Genomic DNA, 16,755 nt, shown 5'->3' with positions numbered 1-16,755 from the left:
CCCCTCCACCAGCCTTCGGCTGGTCCCCCTCCCCCGCCACGCGGGGGAGGATAAGGGGGACTAATCCGGCGCTTTCGTCTGCAGCGCCAGAGAATGCAGCACCGTCCCCATGTCTTCGCCAAACGCCGCGTTGACCATCTGGTGCTGCTGGACGCGGGTCTTGCCGCGGAAGGCTTCGGAGGTGACCGTTGCGGCGTAGTGATCGCCGTCGCCGGCGAGATCGCGAATCTCGACGATGGCGTCCGGAAGGGCCTTGAGGATGCGGCGTTCGATTTCGTTAGCGGCCATGCCCATGACATGTCTCCCGGTAGTTGAGCCCACCTGAGATATGGCATGCGGCAGAGGGGCGTTCAACGAGACGGGCGCCGGTTTCCCGGCGCCCGTTTGGTTTTCTGAGATCGTTCCGGTCAGGCCGCCTGGCGCTTGGGCAGCTTCCAGTTGGGCCGCACCCAGTGGCAGGTGTAACCGTTGGGGATGCGCTGCAGATAGTCCTGGTGCTCGGGCTCGGCCTCCCAGAACGGGCCGACCGGCTGCAACTCGGTCACGACCTTGCCGGGCCACAAGCCGGAGGCGTCGACGTCCTTGATGGTGTCCTCGGCCACCGCCTTCTGCTCGGCATTCTCATAGAAGATCGCAGAACGATAGGCGCGACCGACATCGTTGCCCTGCCGGTTCCTGGTCGAGGGATCGTGGATCTGGAAGAAGAACTCCAGGATGTCGCGGTAGCTGATGCGGCTGGGATCGAAGTTGATCTCGACCGCCTCGGCATGGTCACCGTGGCTGCGATAGGTGGCGTTGGCGAAGCCGTCATCGCCCGAGTAGCCGACACGGGTGGAGATAATCCCGTCCTTGTGGCGCAGCAGCTCCTGCGCGCCCCAGAAACACCCGCCAGCCAGAACCGCCCGCTCAGTGGTCGTCATGATGGTCTCCATTATTTGGGATGCGCTCTATATACGCACCGGCGAGGCGGAATGTTACACCCGGTCACGGAAATGGCATTGCGCGTCGTTGAGGCAGACGGCCCCCTCCTTTGCCATTCGAGCGCAGCTCTCATGGCCTTCTCGCCTCAAATCGCTCCACTGGAGCGATTTGCCCTACGGGACGGTTCGAAGTCCCCCATAAAGGGGGAGGTGCCGCGCCGGCGTCTTTGGCGCGATCGAAGACAGAGCCTCGACTCTTCACCTCCCCCTTCATGGGGGAGGCCGGGAGGGCGCCGTCTCGAACAGTCGGGTGCCTAGACTTCGGCGATCTCGCCCGCCATGAACTCCGGGAACCAGCCTTCGTGCGCCGCCTTGAGGTCGGCGATCGAGACCGGGCGGGCTTCGCCCAGGGTCAGCGAGGTGCCGCCGGTATTGCCGATCCAGGGGGCGAACACGCCGGCATAGGGGTAGACCTCGGCGTAGAACTTATCGAGGTTGGTCCGGCTCATGGTGACGAGGTAGCGGCCCTGGTCTTCGCCGTAGAACAGCGGCAGCGGGTCGCCGCCATCGAGCTGGTTGACGGTGGCGCCGATGCCCGAAGCCATCGCCATTTCGGCGAGACCGACCGCGAGGCCACCATCGGAAAGATCGTGCACCGCTGTCGCGATGCCATCGCGGATCAGGATGCGGACGAGGTCGCCGACTTTGCGCTCATGCGCGAGATCGACCGGCGGCGGGGTGCCGTCCTTGCGGTTGAACAGCTCGCGAAGGTAGATCGATTGGCCGAGATGCGTACCCCACCAATCCGGTGCGCCGAACAGCAGGATCGCTTCGCCTTCGGCAGCGAAGGCGGCGCGGGCCATCTTCGACCAGTCGGGGATCAGGCCGACGCCGCCAATGGTCGGGGTCGGCAGGATGCCGCGGCCGTTGGTCTCGTTGTAGAGCGAGACGTTTCCCGAGACGATCGGGAAGCCGAGCGCACGGCAGGCATCGCCGATGCCCTGCACCGCATGCACCAGCTGGCCCATGATCTCGGGGCGTTCCGGGTTGCCGAAGTTCAGGTTGTCGGTGGCGGCCAGTGGGTCGGCACCGGTAGCCGTGAGGTTACGCCAGCACTCGGCGACAGCCTGCTTTCCACCTTCGTAGGCGTCGGCCTCGCAGTAACGCGGGGTGACGTCGGAGGTGAAGGCGAGCGCCTTGGTGGGATGACCATCGACGCGGATGACGCCGGCATCGCCGCCGGGGCGCTGTAGCGAGTTGCCCTGGATCAGCGTGTCGTACTGCTCGTACACCCAGCGGCGCGACGAGAGCGCCGGCGAGCCGAGCAGCTTCAGCAGCGCATCGGCGATGTCCATCTGCGGAATGTCGTCGGCGGCGAGCGCCGGAGGCACCACGGGCGCGGTCCACGGGCGGTCGTATTCCGGCGCTTCGTCGCCGAGCTGCTTGATCGGCAGGTTGGCGACTTCCTCGCCCTGCCACATGACGCGGAAGCGGAGGTCGTCGGTGGTCACGCCGACGGTAGCGAAGTCGAGCTCCCACTTTTCGAAGACGGCGCGGGCCTCAGCTTCCTTCTCGGGATGCAGCACCATGAGCATGCGCTCCTGGCTTTCCGACAGCATCATCTCGTAGGGCGTCATCGCGTCTTCGCGCACCGGCACCATGTCGAGGTTGAGCTCGACGCCGAGGTCGCCCTTGGCGCCCATTTCCACGGCCGAGCAGGTGAGCCCGGCGGCGCCCATGTCCTGGATGGCGATCACCGCACCGGTGGCCATCAGCTCGAGGCAGGCCTCGAGCAGGCGTTTTTCAGTGAAGGGGTCGCCGACCTGCACGGTGGGGCGTTTCTCCTCGATGTCGTCGCCGAACTCGGCCGAGGCCATGGTGGCGCCGCCGACGCCGTCGCGGCCGGTCTTGGCGCCGAGATAGACGACAGGCAGGCCGACGCCTTCGGCCTTGGAATAGAAAATCTTGTCGGTATCGGCGAGGCCGGCGGCGAAGGCATTGACCAGGATATTGCCGTTATAGCGCTCGTCGAATTCGACCTCGCCGCCAACGGTGGGGACGCCGAAGGAGTTGCCGTAGCCGCCGACGCCGGCGACGACACCGGAGACAAGGTGCTTGGTCTTTTCGTGCTTGGGATCACCGAAACGCAGCGCGTTCATCGCCGCAACGGGCCGCGCCCCCATGGTGAAGACGTCGCGCAGGATGCCGCCCACGCCGGTCGCTGCGCCCTGGTAGGGCTCGATGTAGCTGGGGTGGTTGTGCGATTCCATCTTGAAAACGATAGCCTGGCCATCGCCGATATCGACGACGCCGGCATTTTCGCCCGGCCCCTGGATCACCAACTGGCCTGATGTCGGCAGGGTCCGCAGCCATTTCTTCGAGCTCTTGTACGAGCAGTGCTCGTTCCACATCGCCGAGAAGATGCCGAGCTCGGTATAGGTCGGCGTGCGGCCGATCAGCTGCAGGATCTTCTGGTACTCGTCGAGCTTAAGTCCATGGTCGGCAACAAGCTCTGGCGTGATGGTGATGTGGTTGTTGAAGGTCATCCGATTCCGGCCCTGATCCGCTGGCGTTCGCTATAGCGGATACGACTCGCGGGGGACACCACAAATGCCTCAGATTTCCCCGCCGACCAGCATGGCAAGGCTGGAATTGTAGTATTGCGGGTCGCCGGTGACCTCGTCGCCGAGCCAGTCGGGCAGGTCGAGCTTGCCGGTCGGGGATTCGAGCTCGACTTCGGCGATCAGCAGGCCGGCGTGCCGGCCCTGGAATTCATCGACCACCCAATCACCGCCGGGCAGGTCGAGGAGATGTCGCAGCTTCTCGATCTGCGCGCCGCGGACGTAACCCAGCATCTGCCGTGCATCGGCGATCGGCACTTCGTACTCGAACTCGGCGCGGGCGAGAGCCGAACCGCCGCTCTTTATGGTGATGTAGCCGAGCCGGTCATCGACGGTCCGGACGCGTACGGTGACGCCGCTGCCGGCGGTGAGGTAGCCCTGGCGCAGCAGTTGGGTGGCGGTCACAAGGTCGCGCCAGCCGGCACTGGCGATGAGGTATTTCCGCTCGATCTCGATGCCCATTACTCAGCGGCCTCGCGTCTCATCCAGCCCTCGAGATAGGCGGAGAAGCGCGCCTTGAGGGCTTTGGGCTTTTCGGCGAAGACCTGCCGGCCGAGGGTTGCGATCCTCGCTTCGATCTCGGCTTGGCGCCGGTCGGCCGCATCGGTTGCGAACACCACATCGATATCCGGACCGAGGTCGGCCGGCGAAGTGTTCAGCAGGTCTTGCAGCACCGCCAGGTCGTGATGCAGGCCCAACTGGTCGGCGAGATCGCCGGCACATTTATGGGCAGAGGGGAGGATCTCCTGGGCGCAGCCCTCGAGCAGCCCCAGTTGGTTCCAATGGTACTTGCTGTACTTGCGCCACTCGTGGAAGGCCTCGTCGGTACGGCGTCGATTGGCTTCCCGGCCGGTGTGGCAACCACGGCCGTAAGTGTGCTTGAGGCCACTGGCGAGGGTATCGAGATCGATTCGGTGGACATGCCAATCGCCGCTGCGCTCCTCGAGGTTGCGCATCTGTTTGGCGAAGCTTCGCAGGGCTGCCACTTCGCCGTCATGGTCGGCCGTGTCGGACGGCAGAGGCGGCGCCGGTCGGTGGGCCCACGCCATCAGTTCGATGTATGTCTGCTGGGTAACCCGCATGTCGCGGGCGGCGGCGAGGCTGCGCGACGCATCGCGCACGAAGGCATCTTCGGCAGCGTAAGCAGCGAAGCCCGGGCGGACCAGGCGGAACAGGGCGCGCAGTTTCTTACAGCGCCGGCGGGCCTCGTGCACCCGCCTTTCGGGCGACTCCTGGCCGTTCTCGGCGCCGGCGATGGCCTTGCCGATCTGCTCGCGCGCTATACGCAGGAACCCGTCACCCACGGTGACATCGTCCCGCGACCACTCGAAACTCATGGACTTACCGCCCCGATGAAAGGGCGAGCTTAGGGGCGAGCGAGTGTCACAAACAAGGCGTCAGACTCGAGCCAGGCATCAGACTCGCGCCAGCTGCCGGCGGCCGAGCCAGCGGTCGACGGCGACGGTCAGCGCATAGATCGCGACGAAGCCGATCAGCATGCCGAGGCAGCCGATGGCGACCTGGCCGTAACCCAGCTGATCGACGTTGAGAACGGGGTAGGGGTACTCGTGCACCAGCGCGCCGCGGAGCATCACCACGATGACGTAGAGGAGGGGATAAAGCAGCATCTTCGGCACGTCGGCGAAGCGCAGCGCGCCGTGCTCGGGCGTCAGCAGCCACCACAGCACGAACAGCCATGGCGCCAGGTAGTGCATGTAGATGTTGAGGACGTTGTCGATGCCGGTGAAGGACTCGAGGCCCGACAGAAAGAAGATGTAGTAGACCGACACCATGACGATCGAGCCGACCGTCAGCCCGCGGGCGAAGGGACGGCTCCACCAGCCGAGCCAACCCCAGCTGGTCACCGCCGCAACGTAGCAGAGCGCCATCATCAGGTTGGTGAGCACGGTGAAGAAGGTGAACAGAAAGGCCAGCGCCCCGACCAGGTTGTCGCCGCTCTCGAGCCGGCTGGTCAGCGTCAGCCGGGTGCGCGCCAGCAGGGTAGTCGGCCCGGCGATGGCGCCGAACCACAGCAACACCGTTCGTAGTGTCATGCCGGTTTCCCCCTCTGCGCCAAAACGCGATCGCCCCAGACAATGATCACGGAAAAGATGCTGACGGCAACCAGCAGCACGGCAACGCCGATCGCCACCCCGCCATAGCCGAACTTGCCGGCATCGAGGATATCATAGGGGTACTCGTGGACCACGGCGCCGCGCAGCAGAACCCAGGCCACATAGCCGATGCCCGGCAGCAGCATCAGCCCGATATGCTGGAAGCGCAGCACGCCATGCGGCGCGAACAGGGCCCACCAGACGAGGTAGAGGATCGGCGCGACGTAGTGGAGCAACCAGGTGGCGATGCCGAGCGCCCCTTCGAGTTGCAGCGTCGGGGCCAGCATGAAGTGGTAGTAGAGCATTACCAGCGTGATGAAGGCGGCCGCCGAGGCCATGATCACCGGCCGGCGGAACCAGCCAAGCCAGTTCCAGCCTGACAGCACGGCGGCGTAGGTCAGCAGCAGCCACAGGTTGGTCAGGTGGGTGAAGTAGGTCCAGAAGTAGATGAACGCGTCGGGGAACGACCGCGCCACCAGATTGGTCGTCGAAACGGTCATCACCGACGGGAAGATGGCCGACCAGTCGAGCGTAAGGCCGGCAGCGCCGGCAAGGATCGCGGCCCAGGCGAGCAATATCCGCAATTGGCAATCTCGGCAGAAATCGTTGCAATGAGCCGAGACTAGTGCGCGTCGCGGCGATCCGCCATCGCAAGTTGGACCGCGGTCGCGAGGTAGGGCGCGCCCGGCGCTATCGCCAAGCGCGCCCGAGCAGTTTTCCGCTAGCGCAGCAGCCACCAGTCAGCGCTCAACCAATCCTGCCCGATCGGGCTGATCGCCAGCGCGCCGCTTTCGACATTGAGGTAGGCGTCGGCCTGCCAGAGGTTGCGGAAGCGCACGTAGTAGCCACCGCCGCTCGGCTCCATCTGCCACATCGCCGATTGCCACTCGGGCTGGATCGGCCCCACCGCGAGATAGCCGTTCTCGACATGCAGGTACTCCTCGGGCTTCCAGACGCTATGGATACGGACATAGCCGCCCTCCACCGGATCAAGGGTCCAGCGGGCACTCAGCCAGTCGAGCAGGATGGTGGTGCTGGTGGGCTGGCCGGTCTCATTGTTGAGGAACGCGCTGGCGATCCACCGGCTGCCGATCCGCACTTCCTGACCCAGGCCGCCCAGCTGGCCGCCGCCCTTGCCGACCACGTTGAAGTTGAGCAGCAGGTTGACCGCCTGCAATCCCTTCTGCTGCACGATCACCGGGATACTGGCCGGGCCCGGCACGGCGACGTTGTTGTAGCAGTTCGCTCCGATGTTAGGCGCCTGGCAGGCATAGACGAAGAAGCCCCAGCTATAGGTCCCGACCCAGTTGAACACATCCTGCGCGCCGTCGAGATCGACGACCTGGATGCCGTTGGCGTGGTTGCCGAACTGGTCGAGCATGTTGGGGACCAGCACCTCGACGGGATCGGCGGTGTTGCGACGGTAGCCGCTGATCAGCAGGTGGCAGTTGAGGCTGGGCAACTGCCCGATGAAGATCTCGGTCGGGCAATCGACGGTGACCATCAGCGGGCCTTCATCCGGACCGCCTCCTCCACCGCCTCCTCCGCCGCCACCTCCGCCCGTGTCGGTCGCCGAGACGCGATAGCGATAGGTGACGCCATAGCCGTAAAACGCTCCGATTCTGAGCTCGATGGTCGAACCGTCGGCGAGTGTCGGCGACGGCGTAACATGGACCGAAATCGAGTTCGTCCGGCTTTCGGACCCGCCCTGTTGTGCGTCGGGCACCGACACGTCGGCGCTGGCTGGGTCCTTGTCGAACTCAAAGCCACCCGTGGGGCTGTTCATGCCGATGCCCGCATAGATGCGGTTCGGCGTTGCCTTGCCCTCGATGGTCATGTTGACCGTAAAGCCGGCGCCGTCGCTGGTGCGTGGTGGCGGCGTCCAGGTGTAGTCGGCCCGATAAGTCTTGTACTGAGCGTCCTCGATCGAGATGTGCCCGTCTGCGACGCCCCAGCGCGGATCGTTGCCGGGGTCATCCGGCACGATCTCGATCATCTCGAGATACGGCCCCTGGGCCGAGGCGCTGCCGGCGAAAACAAAAAGGACGGCCAGGCCGCCCATCATCATCGCCAGAAGGAAGGACAAGACTGCCGGCGCCAGGCCAGCCTCTCTCAGTCGCCAACGCATCGTCCCTCTCCCGGGCTCGAGCCAGCGCCGCAACGAGACGATTCCTCGCACTGGAGTGCAAGGCGATCAAGTCAGCATTGGTGACCTGTGGGTTACCGCTTAGGCAGCTTCGAGCAACGCCGCGAACAGTTGCCTGCCGTCCGTGCCGCCATGCGCGGTCTCGATCAGGTTCTCGGGGTGCGGCATCAGGCCGAGGACGTTCTTCTTATCGTTGAACACGCCGGCGATATCGTTGAGCGAGCCGTTCGGGTTGGTGCCCTCAGCATAGCGGAACGCCACCTGGCCGTTGCCTTCGACGGCGGCGAGGGTCTCGGCATCGGCGAAGTAGTTGCCGTCGTGGTGGGCGACCGGGCAGCGGATCACCTGGCCCTGGGCGTAGCCGCTGGTGAAGGCGGTGGCGGCATTCTCGACCGAGAGCTTCACTTCGCGACAGACGAACTTCAGCGAGGCGTTGCGCATCAGCACGCCGGGAACGAGGCCGGCCTCGCTGAGGATCTGGAAGCCGTTGCAGACGCCCATCACTTTGACGCCCTGTGCCGCGCGCTCGCGGATGGTATCCATGGCCGGGGAGCGCGCTGCAATGGCGCCGACGCGCAGGTAGTCGCCATAAGAGAAGCCGCCGGGGATGACGATCAGGTCGACCTTGGGGATCTCAGCATCCTTGTGCCAGACGATCGCCGGCGCCTCGCCACCGATCTTGGTGAGGGCCGCGATCATGTCGCGATCACGGTTGAGACCGGGGAACACGACGACGGCGGCTTTCATCGGCAGCAGCTCCAGATGCGGGATGCCGATCCTTTGGTCAGGTCTTGGTGGCAAAAGCAAGGGCGGAACCGCAGTTCCGCCCGATCGGCTGTGGCTTACTCGGCCGGCTGCACCGCTGATGGCTTGATGGTGCTGCGGCTGCCGGGCGTGCCGGGGATGTGGGCCCAGGCCGGGCGCTCGAACAGGAACCTGCCCCAGCCGGTCTTCTCGATCAGCCAGTAGAGCACCAGCGGCGACAGCAGGGCGATGGTCATCACGATGACGCTGACGGTGCTGACGTCGGGGATCAGGCCGGTGCTCTCCAGCAGGGTGCGGCTCGCGGCCATCGGGATCGAGAAACTGAGATAGACGACGATCGAGTGCTCGCCGAGCCAGCGCAGCCAGCCCGTCCATGGCAGCCTGATCAACAGCGCCGCGGTGAGGCAGACGGCGAGCGAGCCGATGAAACCGAGCGCCAGGTGCAGCACGGGCAGGGCGGCATAGCCCATGGTGATGCCGCGCGGGTGCAGTTCCGAGCCGCCGCCGAACACCAGGAAGCCCTCGATGAAGGCATAGGCCACGAGCGCCAGCGCAGCCCAGAGCACATGCCCCTGCGCCGCGGCGATGATGCGGAACACCAGCGGCGCGAAGGCATAGCCGGCGTAGAAGTAGACGAAATAGGCCGCGAAGTGGTCGACGAGGGCGATGCCCGATGTGACCGGGAAGATCTGCAGCCCGGCGGCTGCAGCAAGCGCCAGCCAGTGCGGCACCTTGCTGCTGAAGAGGAGCTTGGTCACCAGCGAGTAGACCGCCAGCATGTAGATGAACCACAGAACGCCGTAGGGTTCGACGATGGCCCAGAGGATCTGGCTGCCGACGGCAGCGAAGTCGCCGGTGCCAAGACCGACCTTGAAGACGATCTGCAGCACGGCCCAGAGCGCATAGAAATAGAGATAGTGGACAATCCGGCGATCGGCATAGGCGGCCCAGGGGCGTGCGATCACCTGCCCGAGGAACAGGCCGGAGATCAGGAAAAACTCCGGCATGCGGAACGGGGTGGCCCAGCCGATGATGTAATGCAGGACGCCGGTGCCGTTCAGGTCTTCGCCGACGCCGTAGGCCGAATGCATCATCACCACGAGGATGATGGAAAGGCCCTTGGCGGCATCTACCCAATCGAGACGGTTGGCTGCAGTCGGCATTTCTCTGGGGCTCCCGGGGCGCGTCCCGCGCGTTGTAACGCCTGGGATCGCATCTGGGACGAAATGCCTGCACTTAGGCTTAAGCCAAGTGCTTAATAACTAAAGATTTATCGAGCTACGGGCCCGCCGGCCCGCCGCGCTGCCAGTGTCAGAGCGGCAGGTGGGTGGCGAGCAGGACGCCGATGGTCATGAAGAACAGGGCAGAGAGCGAGAAGGTCTTGATCATTTTCTATATCGGTCGGCAGCGCGAAACTGCGCTTGGGTCAGGGCGGTGTTTAGGTCGGTTCGCGGGACCGGAATAGTCACGGCCCGTGCATGGCTCCAATGCGCCCCTATGGCTGAATGGAGTCTGAACCAGCACGGTTAATTGGAGGGTGTGATGCGACGGTGCGCCTATTCGGTGGGCGCGGGGCGGCGAAAAAGTGGCGGCGGCCACGTTGTGGCATCCGCGTCACGCGACCAAAGTCTAAGGCAGGTCTGTCCATGCCGAGGCGAGCAGTCCTCGTGCCCGCTCACTGGATGTCATCCCTGCGAAAGCAGGGACCCAACCATCAGCTGGTGCGAACGGCGACATGGGTCCCTGCTTTCGCAGGGATGACACCGAGTGGGGAGAGATTTGCGGCCAGCCGCTCCGCTCTCGCTTTGCGAGAGAGCGAAGGCGCTGCCGAAAAACGCTAAAGCTTACGCCTCAGACGGGGACCGACGCGTAGGCGGCGAAAAGCAGGCCGAGCGCGAGGAAGAAGGCAATCGACAGGGAGAATGTCTTGAGCATCGGGGCGGTCTTTTACTGGTACAGGCTCAGGGTTACGCGAGCGGCCCGTACCATAAGCGGTGAATCTTAAGGCGTGATTTCTATCGTGTAGTTTTCGATGACGGTGTTCGCCAAGAGCTTCTCGCACATCGCCCGGACATTAGCCTCGGCCTGTGACAAATCGGATTCACCCAGCTCGACGTCGAACACTTTTCCCTGCCGTACGGCACCGACGCCGGAAAAGCCGAGGCTCTTCAGCGAGCCCTGGATGGCCTGACCCTGGGGGTCGAGGACGCCGGATTTGAGCGTGACGGTGACGCGGGCTTTCATCGAAAATTCCCGAAACAGGGCAGGGGGTAATACCCTGCATTTTCAGTGGTCGCGCGGTCGAACCGGAAAGGTTTGCAACCTTTCCTGACCACGCTCCGGGGCGGCTATTGCACGAGTCGCGGGCCGGTGGTCAACGCGTTGTCGGTTTCCACAAGAATACCGAGGCGCTGCGCCACTTCGCGGTAGGCATCGACCAGCCCGCCGAGGTTCTCGCGGAAGCGATCCTTGTCGAGCTTGTTGCGGGTCTTGATGTCCCACAGGCGGCAGTTGTCCGGGCTGATCTCGTCGGCCAGGACGACTCGCATCAGGTCACCGTCATAGAGGCGGCCACATTCGATCTTGAAGTCGACGAGCTGGATGCCGACGCCCATGAACAGGCCGGTGAGGAAGTCGTTGACGCGGATGGCCAGCGCCATGATGTCGTCGAGCTCCTGCGGCGTCGCCCAGCCGAAAGCGGTGATGTGCTCTTCCGACACCATCGGGTCGCCGAGCGCGTCGTCCTTGTAGCAGAACTCGATGATCGAGCGCGGCAGCTGGGTGCCCGGCTCGAGGCCGAGGCGCTTCACCAGCGAACCGGCCGCGACATTGCGCACGATGATCTCGAGCGGGATGATCTCCACTTCCTTGATCAGCTGCTCGCGCATGTTGAGCCGGCGGATGAAGTGGGTCGGAATGCCCAGGCCGTTCAGCTTGGTGAAGATGTACTCGGAGATCCGGTTGTTCAGGACGCCCTTGCCATCGATGATCTCGTGGCGCGCGCCGTTACCGGCCGTGGCGTCGTCTTTGAAGTACTGGATCAGCGTCCCGGGCTCCGGGCCCTCGTAGAGCGTCTTGGCCTTGCCGTCATAGATTTTGCGGCGACGGTTCATATGAGCCCTGCCTCTCGGACAATGTAGGGAATTGCGGCGTTCATGCGCCAGAATGGCAGCCTAATGCAAGCTCTTTCACCGCCGGCGGAACCGAGTGGCACGTCGCGCCGAACTCACCAAATTGGGGGATGCCGGCGCTTCACGCGCATCCAATGGCGCCGTGGATCGTTGATCGGATTGACCAAATGCCGCGACCGCCACCCGTTGATTTGGCTGGCGGTCCAGCTTATGTGCAAACCCATCGAGGGCGCCCGACTGCCGGGCAGATTTGCGGAGAGCGTAGATGTCGGGATTCAACGATCGCGAAAAGGGTCAGGAAGCGAAGTTTGCTCACGACTCGGAACTGCGCTTCAAGGCTGAGGCGCGTCGCAACAAGCTGCTGGGGCTGTGGGCCGCCGAGCATATGGGCCTGAGCGAAGAGCACGCCAAGCAGTACGCTGCCGAAGTTGTGGCTTCCGACTTCGAGGAAGCCGGCGACGAGGACGTGTTCCGCAAGATCTCGGGCGACCTGAAGGCCAAGGGCGCTTCGGTGTCCGACGACATGATTCGCCAGAAGATGGCGGAGCTCGTCCCGGTGGCGCGCGACCAGGTGCTCAACGAGGGTTGATACCCTCGCGGTAAGCCACCCGAAACCATCGTCCGGATTTGTGCCTTGCGCCCCATAGGCGCGAGGCGTTTCGTCTTGGACCTCCGCAGGAGGGATCGAGATGGAAAGCACACTGCTCATGGGCCGGCGCCCTGCCATGGCGCTGATTGCCGGCGTGATGCTGGCCTCGATCGCCGGCGTTGCACTGGCCGACGGCGCGACGATCACCGGCAACGTCGTCTATCGCGAGCGCATGCTGTTGCCCGAGGGCGCGGTGGCGACGGTGCGGCTCGAGGATGTGTCGCTTGCCGACGCGCCGGCCAGAGTGATTGCAGAAACCAGCGTGCCAGCGAGCACCAGCCCCACCGCCTTCAGCATCGACTACGATCCGGCGCAGATCGAGGCCGGGCGCACCTATGCCTGGCGGGCCAGCATCACCGCGGGCGACGAGTTGATGTTCACCACCACAGAGCGCCACACCTTCGATCCGCAGGCCGCCGGCGTCGAGCTGCTGGTGCAGCGCGTCGCGAGCAGCGAAGCTGCGACGCTGCCGTTGGCCGGCGCGTGGCTGGCCGAGGACATTTCCGGCGGCGGGGTGATCGACAACCTGCAGACCACACTGGAGATCGCCGCGGACGGCAAGGTCTCCGGCAATGGCGGCTGCAACCGCTTCAGCGGCAGCGCTACGATCGACGGTGACAAGATCAGCTTCGGCGATCTGGCCTCGACCATGATGGCCTGCACCGAAGCCGCGATGGACCAGGAAATGAAGCTTCACGCCGCGCTTGCCGACACCCGCACCTACCGGATCGATGCCGAGCAGAAGAAGCTGTTCCTCAGCGACGCAGCAGGCAAGGTGGTAGCGCAGTTCTCGGCGATGTAGCGGTCAGGTCGGCCAGAACAGCGCGGCGCCCGCTGCGGCGCCGATTGCCAGCATCAACACGCCCGCCGGCACGAAGCTCCTGGGAGCCTGTTCGGGGATGGCCATCGACGCCATGCCGAGGCTTGGCAGGGTCAACCCGATGGTCACCTTCAGCAGCAGCAGCCAGCCATATACGGTGACGACGATCGCCGGACCCGCCCATACCTGGTGCAGGCTGACGATCAGCAACGCCGGCCACAGCTCGACCTGTATGATCTTGCTCACCAGCCCGGCGCGGCCACGGGCGCGGAGGTCGGCGAAGTACTCGCCCCAAAGTGCCGGCTGCAAGATGTGAGACAGGCCGACGATCAGGCTGCTGATCAGCACGACCAGTTGGACGAACGAGGGCGGATCAGTCAGGAACGGCCACATCCAGCGAAGTTATCGCAGATGCGAATCATTCGCAACTGCGCGCGGCTAGATCCGCTGCATCAGGCGGGTGAACATCAACAAGCCCTCGGGCCAGGGGCCATGGCCGGAGGCGAGGTTGATGTGGCCGGCTTCGCCGGCAAAGTGCAGTTCGGAGCCCCAGGCGGTGGCCATATCGGCGGCGCGGTTGGGGGAGACGTAGCTGTCGTTGGTCGAGACCACCAACAGCGAGGGGAAGGGCAGCGGGTCGGTCGGCACGTTGTCGAAGCTGCGGCCTTCGCGCGGGAAGCCGGGCCCTTCGTGATCGGGCGGCGAGACGAGGAGGGCGCCCTTGACCTTGCCGGCTGGAAAGCGCGGCGCGGCATGCACCAGTGCAGAGACGGCCAGCGAGTGGGCGATCAGCACCACGGGGCGTTCGGCGGCCTCAACCGCCTCGACGATGGCCGCCGTCCAGTCCCGCAGGTCCGGGTCGTCCCACTCGTCCTGCTCGACGATGCGGCCGGTGGAGAAGCGATCGGCCCAGCGGCGCTGCCAGTGGCCGGCACCGGAATTGCCGAGACCGGGCAGGATCAGGATGTCTGCGTCCGCAATTCTCATACGCCGCGCTTTCGGTTCATGAAGTAGGCGTGGCCATAGGGGTGGAGATCCACCGACGGCCCGTGTTTGTCGTAAAAGCCGACCGCGCCGGGAACAGAGAGCAGCCCCATACCGACGCCGTCGCCCAAGTGCTCGCGGCAGGCCTCAAGCAGGCCCTTGCCGATGCCGCGGCCCTGGAAATCGTCGTGCACCGCGAGATCGCCGCAATAGGCGACCCAGGCGAAATCGGTGAGGCAACGAGCAAGGCCGACGCAGCGACCGTCGAGGCGGGCAGTGATGATCAGGTCGGCGCCCTCGATCATCGCGGCGATGCGGTCGCGATCGTTGATCGGCCGGGTCGCCCCGAGCGCGCTGTGGCCGACCACGTCGATATAGTCGTCGACGGGCAGGGCAGCTTCGCGCGCGTAGACGACCGCCATCACACCTCCGGTCCGAAGACGCGCTCGAACAGCGCGTCGACATGCTTCAGGTGGTAGAAATCGTCGAACATGGCGTCGATATCCGAGGCGCTCAGCTTGGCCGAGACTTCGGGATCGGACTTCAGCAACTGCGCAAACAGCCCGGCGCGGTCGCCGCGGGCCTGCCAGACCTGCATGGCGTTGCGCTGCACTGCCGCATAGGAATCCTCGCGGCTGAGGCCGGCCTGGGTCAGCGCCAGCAGCACGCGCTGCGAGTTATGCAGCCCGCCGAGCAGATCGAGATTGCGCTTCATGTTCTCGGGGTAGACCAGCAGGTTGTCGATCAGGCCGACGAGACGGTTCAGCGCGAAATCCAGCGTGACCGTGGCATCGGGCCCGATCATCCGCTCGACCGAGGAGTGCGAGATATCGCGTTCGTGCCAGAGCGCCACGTTCTCCAGCGCCGGGGTGACCATGCCGCGGACCAGGCGGGCGAGGCCGGTGAGGTTTTCGCTCAGCACCGGGTTGCGCTTGTGCGGCATGGCCGACGAGCCCTTCTGGCCGGGCGAGAAGAACTCCTCGGCTTCGAGCACTTCGGTGCGCTGCAGGTGACGAATCTCGGTGGCGATGCGCTCGATCGACGAGGCGATGACGCCGAGCGTGGCAAAGAACATGGCGTGGCGGTCCCTGGGGATCACCTGGGTGGAGATCGGCTCGGGCTTCAGCCCCAGCTTTTCGGCGACATAGGCTTCGACCTGCGGGTCGATATTGGCGAAGGTGCCAATGGCGCCGGAGATGGCGGCCGTGGCAATCTCGGCGCGCGCCGCGACGAGCCGGGCGCGGTTGCGGGCGAACTCGGCATGGGCCTCAGCCAGCTTGATGCCGAAGGTGGTCGGCTCGGCATGGATGCCATGGCTGCGGCCGATGGTGATCGAGTACTTGTGCTCCTTGGCGCGCTTCTTGATCGCCGCCAGCAGCCGGTCGATATCGCCGAGCAGGATGTCCGAGGCGCGGGCCAGCTGCACGGCGAGGCAGGTGTCGAGCACGTCGGACGAGGTCATGCCCTGGTGCAGGAAGCGGGCCTCGGGGCCGACGATTTCCGACACGTGCGTCAGGAAGGCGATGACGTCGTGCTTGGTGGTGCGCTCGATCTCATCGATGCGCTCGACGTCGAAAGTGGCGTTGCCGCCCTTGGCCCAGATGGTTTCCGCCGCTTCTTTCGGCACGACACCGAGTTCGGCCAGCTTGGTGGTGGCGTGCGCTTCGATCTCGAACCAGATCTTGAAGCGGGTCTCGGGGGACCAGATGGCGACCATTTCGGGCCGGGAATAGCGCGGAATCATTGGCTTATGGCTCTTTGTTCGCGTAACCGATGCGTTACGCGGTAACGGCGGTAGCGGCGTTGCGGATGGCCGCGATGCGGCCGGCATAGGTTTTGGGGTCGTTGCCGGCAAATACCGAGGTGCCGGCGACATAAAGGTCGGCGCCGGCATCGGCGAGGGCCTTGGCATTGTGCTCGGTTACGCCGCCATCGACCTGGAGGTCGATCGGGCGATTGCCGATCAGCGTCCGTACCTGCCGGATCTTGTTCAGGCTCTCGGGGATGAACTTCTGTCCGCCGAAGCCGGGGTTGACGCTCATCACCAGCACCAGGTCGACATCGCCGATGACGTGCTCGATCGCCGAAACCGGGGTCGCCGGGTTGATGGCGACGCCGGCGCGCTTGCCCTCGGCGCGGATCGCCTGCAGCGAGCGGTGCAAATGCGGGCCGGCCTCGGCATGCACGGTGATCGAGTCGGCGCCGGCCCTGGCGAAGGCGCCGAGATAGGGGTCCGCCGGGGCGATCATCAGGTGGACGTCGATGAGCTTTTTGGTGAGCGGTCGGATGGCCGAGACGATCAGCGGGCCGATGGTGATGTTGGGGACGAAGTGCCCATCCATCACATCGACATGGATGTAGTCGGCGCCGCCCGCATCGATGGCGCGAATCTCGTCGCCGAGCCGGGTGAAATCGGCGGACAGGATAGAAGGCGCGATGCGGATCGGGCGGGACATGGGGCCTCGTCAGTTTTGTCGGTTTTGACGTACCGCAACCGACAGACATGGGTCCTTACCCCGCCCCAACCTCGATGTCATCCCTGCGAAAGCAGGGACCCAGCTTGCAGCCGGCGCAGCCTGATAAATGGGTCCCTGCTTTCGCAGGG

19 protein-coding genes are annotated in these 16,755 nt (G+C 64.9%); 2 read left to right on the top strand and 17 right to left on the bottom strand.

What is annotated here, in order from left to right; genetic code table 11:
- Positions 1 to 60: 60 nt before the first annotated feature.
- The 12 genes from ACSQ23_RS15620 to purC form a co-directional block, all read right to left on the bottom strand.
- Positions 61 to 294, bottom strand: a complete 234-nt coding sequence (locus tag ACSQ23_RS15620) for a BolA/IbaG family iron-sulfur metabolism protein (RefSeq protein WP_055882167.1) — start codon at positions 292 to 294, stop codon at positions 61 to 63.
- A gap of 113 nt (positions 295 to 407) precedes the next feature.
- The gene (gene msrA, locus ACSQ23_RS15615) at positions 408 to 920 is read right to left on the bottom strand and encodes a peptide-methionine (S)-S-oxide reductase MsrA (RefSeq protein WP_055882164.1); all 513 of its coding nucleotides are present in this window, start codon (positions 918 to 920) and stop codon (positions 408 to 410) included.
- Positions 921 to 1,234: 314 nt separating this feature from the next.
- The gene (gene purL / locus ACSQ23_RS15610) at positions 1,235 to 3,466 is read right to left on the bottom strand and encodes a phosphoribosylformylglycinamidine synthase subunit PurL (RefSeq protein WP_436091146.1); all 2,232 of its coding nucleotides are present in this window, start codon (positions 3,464 to 3,466) and stop codon (positions 1,235 to 1,237) included.
- 69 nt (positions 3,467 to 3,535) lie between these two features.
- Positions 3,536 to 4,003, bottom strand: a complete 468-nt coding sequence (locus tag ACSQ23_RS15605) for a CYTH domain-containing protein (protein WP_055882158.1) — start codon at positions 4,001 to 4,003, stop codon at positions 3,536 to 3,538.
- Positions 4,003 to 4,878: a CHAD domain-containing protein gene (locus ACSQ23_RS15600; protein WP_436091145.1), complete on the bottom strand. Its 876-nt coding sequence runs from the start codon at positions 4,876 to 4,878 to the stop codon at positions 4,003 to 4,005. Before ACSQ23_RS15600 ends, ACSQ23_RS15605 begins: the two co-directional genes overlap by 1 nt.
- Before the next feature lie 78 nt (positions 4,879 to 4,956).
- On the bottom strand, positions 4,957 to 5,595 hold the full coding sequence (locus ACSQ23_RS15595) for a Pr6Pr family membrane protein (RefSeq protein WP_436091144.1): 639 nt from the start codon (positions 5,593 to 5,595) through the stop codon (positions 4,957 to 4,959).
- Positions 5,592 to 6,239, bottom strand: a complete 648-nt coding sequence (locus tag ACSQ23_RS15590; protein WP_436091143.1) for a Pr6Pr family membrane protein — start codon at positions 6,237 to 6,239, stop codon at positions 5,592 to 5,594. Before ACSQ23_RS15590 ends, ACSQ23_RS15595 begins: the two co-directional genes overlap by 4 nt.
- Before the next feature lie 137 nt (positions 6,240 to 6,376).
- Positions 6,377 to 7,741: an RICIN domain-containing protein gene (locus tag ACSQ23_RS15585; protein WP_436091142.1), complete on the bottom strand. Its 1,365-nt coding sequence runs from the start codon at positions 7,739 to 7,741 to the stop codon at positions 6,377 to 6,379.
- Between the two features lie 141 nt (positions 7,742 to 7,882).
- The gene (gene purQ / locus ACSQ23_RS15580; protein ID WP_436091141.1) at positions 7,883 to 8,548 is read right to left on the bottom strand and encodes a phosphoribosylformylglycinamidine synthase subunit PurQ; all 666 of its coding nucleotides are present in this window, start codon (positions 8,546 to 8,548) and stop codon (positions 7,883 to 7,885) included.
- 95 nt (positions 8,549 to 8,643) lie between these two features.
- Positions 8,644 to 9,729: an acyltransferase family protein gene (locus ACSQ23_RS15575; RefSeq protein ID WP_436091140.1), complete on the bottom strand. Its 1,086-nt coding sequence runs from the start codon at positions 9,727 to 9,729 to the stop codon at positions 8,644 to 8,646.
- Between the two features lie 838 nt (positions 9,730 to 10,567).
- Positions 10,568 to 10,810: a phosphoribosylformylglycinamidine synthase subunit PurS gene (gene purS / locus ACSQ23_RS15570; protein ID WP_055882140.1), complete on the bottom strand. Its 243-nt coding sequence runs from the start codon at positions 10,808 to 10,810 to the stop codon at positions 10,568 to 10,570.
- A 104-nt stretch (positions 10,811 to 10,914) separates the two neighbouring features.
- Positions 10,915 to 11,679 (bottom strand): phosphoribosylaminoimidazolesuccinocarboxamide synthase, encoded by a 765-nt coding sequence (purC, locus tag ACSQ23_RS15565; protein ID WP_055882139.1) that lies wholly within the window; start codon positions 11,677 to 11,679, stop codon positions 10,915 to 10,917.
- A gap of 283 nt (positions 11,680 to 11,962) precedes the next feature.
- Here purC and ACSQ23_RS15560 point away from each other — a divergent pair, with 283 nt between their 5' ends.
- On the top strand, positions 11,963 to 12,286 hold the full coding sequence (locus tag ACSQ23_RS15560; RefSeq protein ID WP_055882138.1) for a DUF1476 domain-containing protein: 324 nt from the start codon (positions 11,963 to 11,965) through the stop codon (positions 12,284 to 12,286).
- 100 nt (positions 12,287 to 12,386) lie between these two features.
- On the top strand, positions 12,387 to 13,148 hold the full coding sequence (locus ACSQ23_RS15555; RefSeq protein WP_436091139.1) for an META domain-containing protein: 762 nt from the start codon (positions 12,387 to 12,389) through the stop codon (positions 13,146 to 13,148).
- Between the two features lie 3 nt (positions 13,149 to 13,151).
- Here the strand turns inward: ACSQ23_RS15555 and ACSQ23_RS15550 are convergent, their stop codons facing one another.
- The 5 genes from ACSQ23_RS15550 to rpe are packed head-to-tail and all read right to left on the bottom strand — an operon-like array spanning position 13,152 to position 16,606.
- On the bottom strand, positions 13,152 to 13,559 hold the full coding sequence (locus tag ACSQ23_RS15550) for a hypothetical protein (protein WP_436091138.1): 408 nt from the start codon (positions 13,557 to 13,559) through the stop codon (positions 13,152 to 13,154).
- Positions 13,560 to 13,604: 45 nt separating this feature from the next.
- On the bottom strand, positions 13,605 to 14,153 hold the full coding sequence (locus ACSQ23_RS15545) for an RBBP9/YdeN family alpha/beta hydrolase (protein WP_055882132.1): 549 nt from the start codon (positions 14,151 to 14,153) through the stop codon (positions 13,605 to 13,607).
- Positions 14,150 to 14,572, bottom strand: a complete 423-nt coding sequence (locus ACSQ23_RS15540; RefSeq protein ID WP_436091137.1) for a GNAT family N-acetyltransferase — start codon at positions 14,570 to 14,572, stop codon at positions 14,150 to 14,152. The genes ACSQ23_RS15545 and ACSQ23_RS15540 overlap by 4 nt, the downstream gene beginning before the upstream one ends.
- The gene (purB, locus tag ACSQ23_RS15535; protein ID WP_436091136.1) at positions 14,572 to 15,894 is read right to left on the bottom strand and encodes an adenylosuccinate lyase; all 1,323 of its coding nucleotides are present in this window, start codon (positions 15,892 to 15,894) and stop codon (positions 14,572 to 14,574) included. Before purB ends, ACSQ23_RS15540 begins: the two co-directional genes overlap by 1 nt.
- A gap of 34 nt (positions 15,895 to 15,928) precedes the next feature.
- Positions 15,929 to 16,606, bottom strand: coding sequence for a ribulose-phosphate 3-epimerase (gene rpe / locus ACSQ23_RS15530; protein WP_436091135.1), 678 nt, complete (start codon positions 16,604 to 16,606; stop codon positions 15,929 to 15,931).
- Positions 16,607 to 16,755: the final 149 nt, after the last annotated feature.

The organism is Devosia sp. LjRoot16 (assembly GCF_964252795.1).
In the GTDB taxonomy this organism is placed as follows: domain Bacteria; phylum Pseudomonadota; class Alphaproteobacteria; order Rhizobiales; family Devosiaceae; genus Devosia_A.
This window is presented reverse-complemented; position numbering and strand designations above follow the sequence as displayed.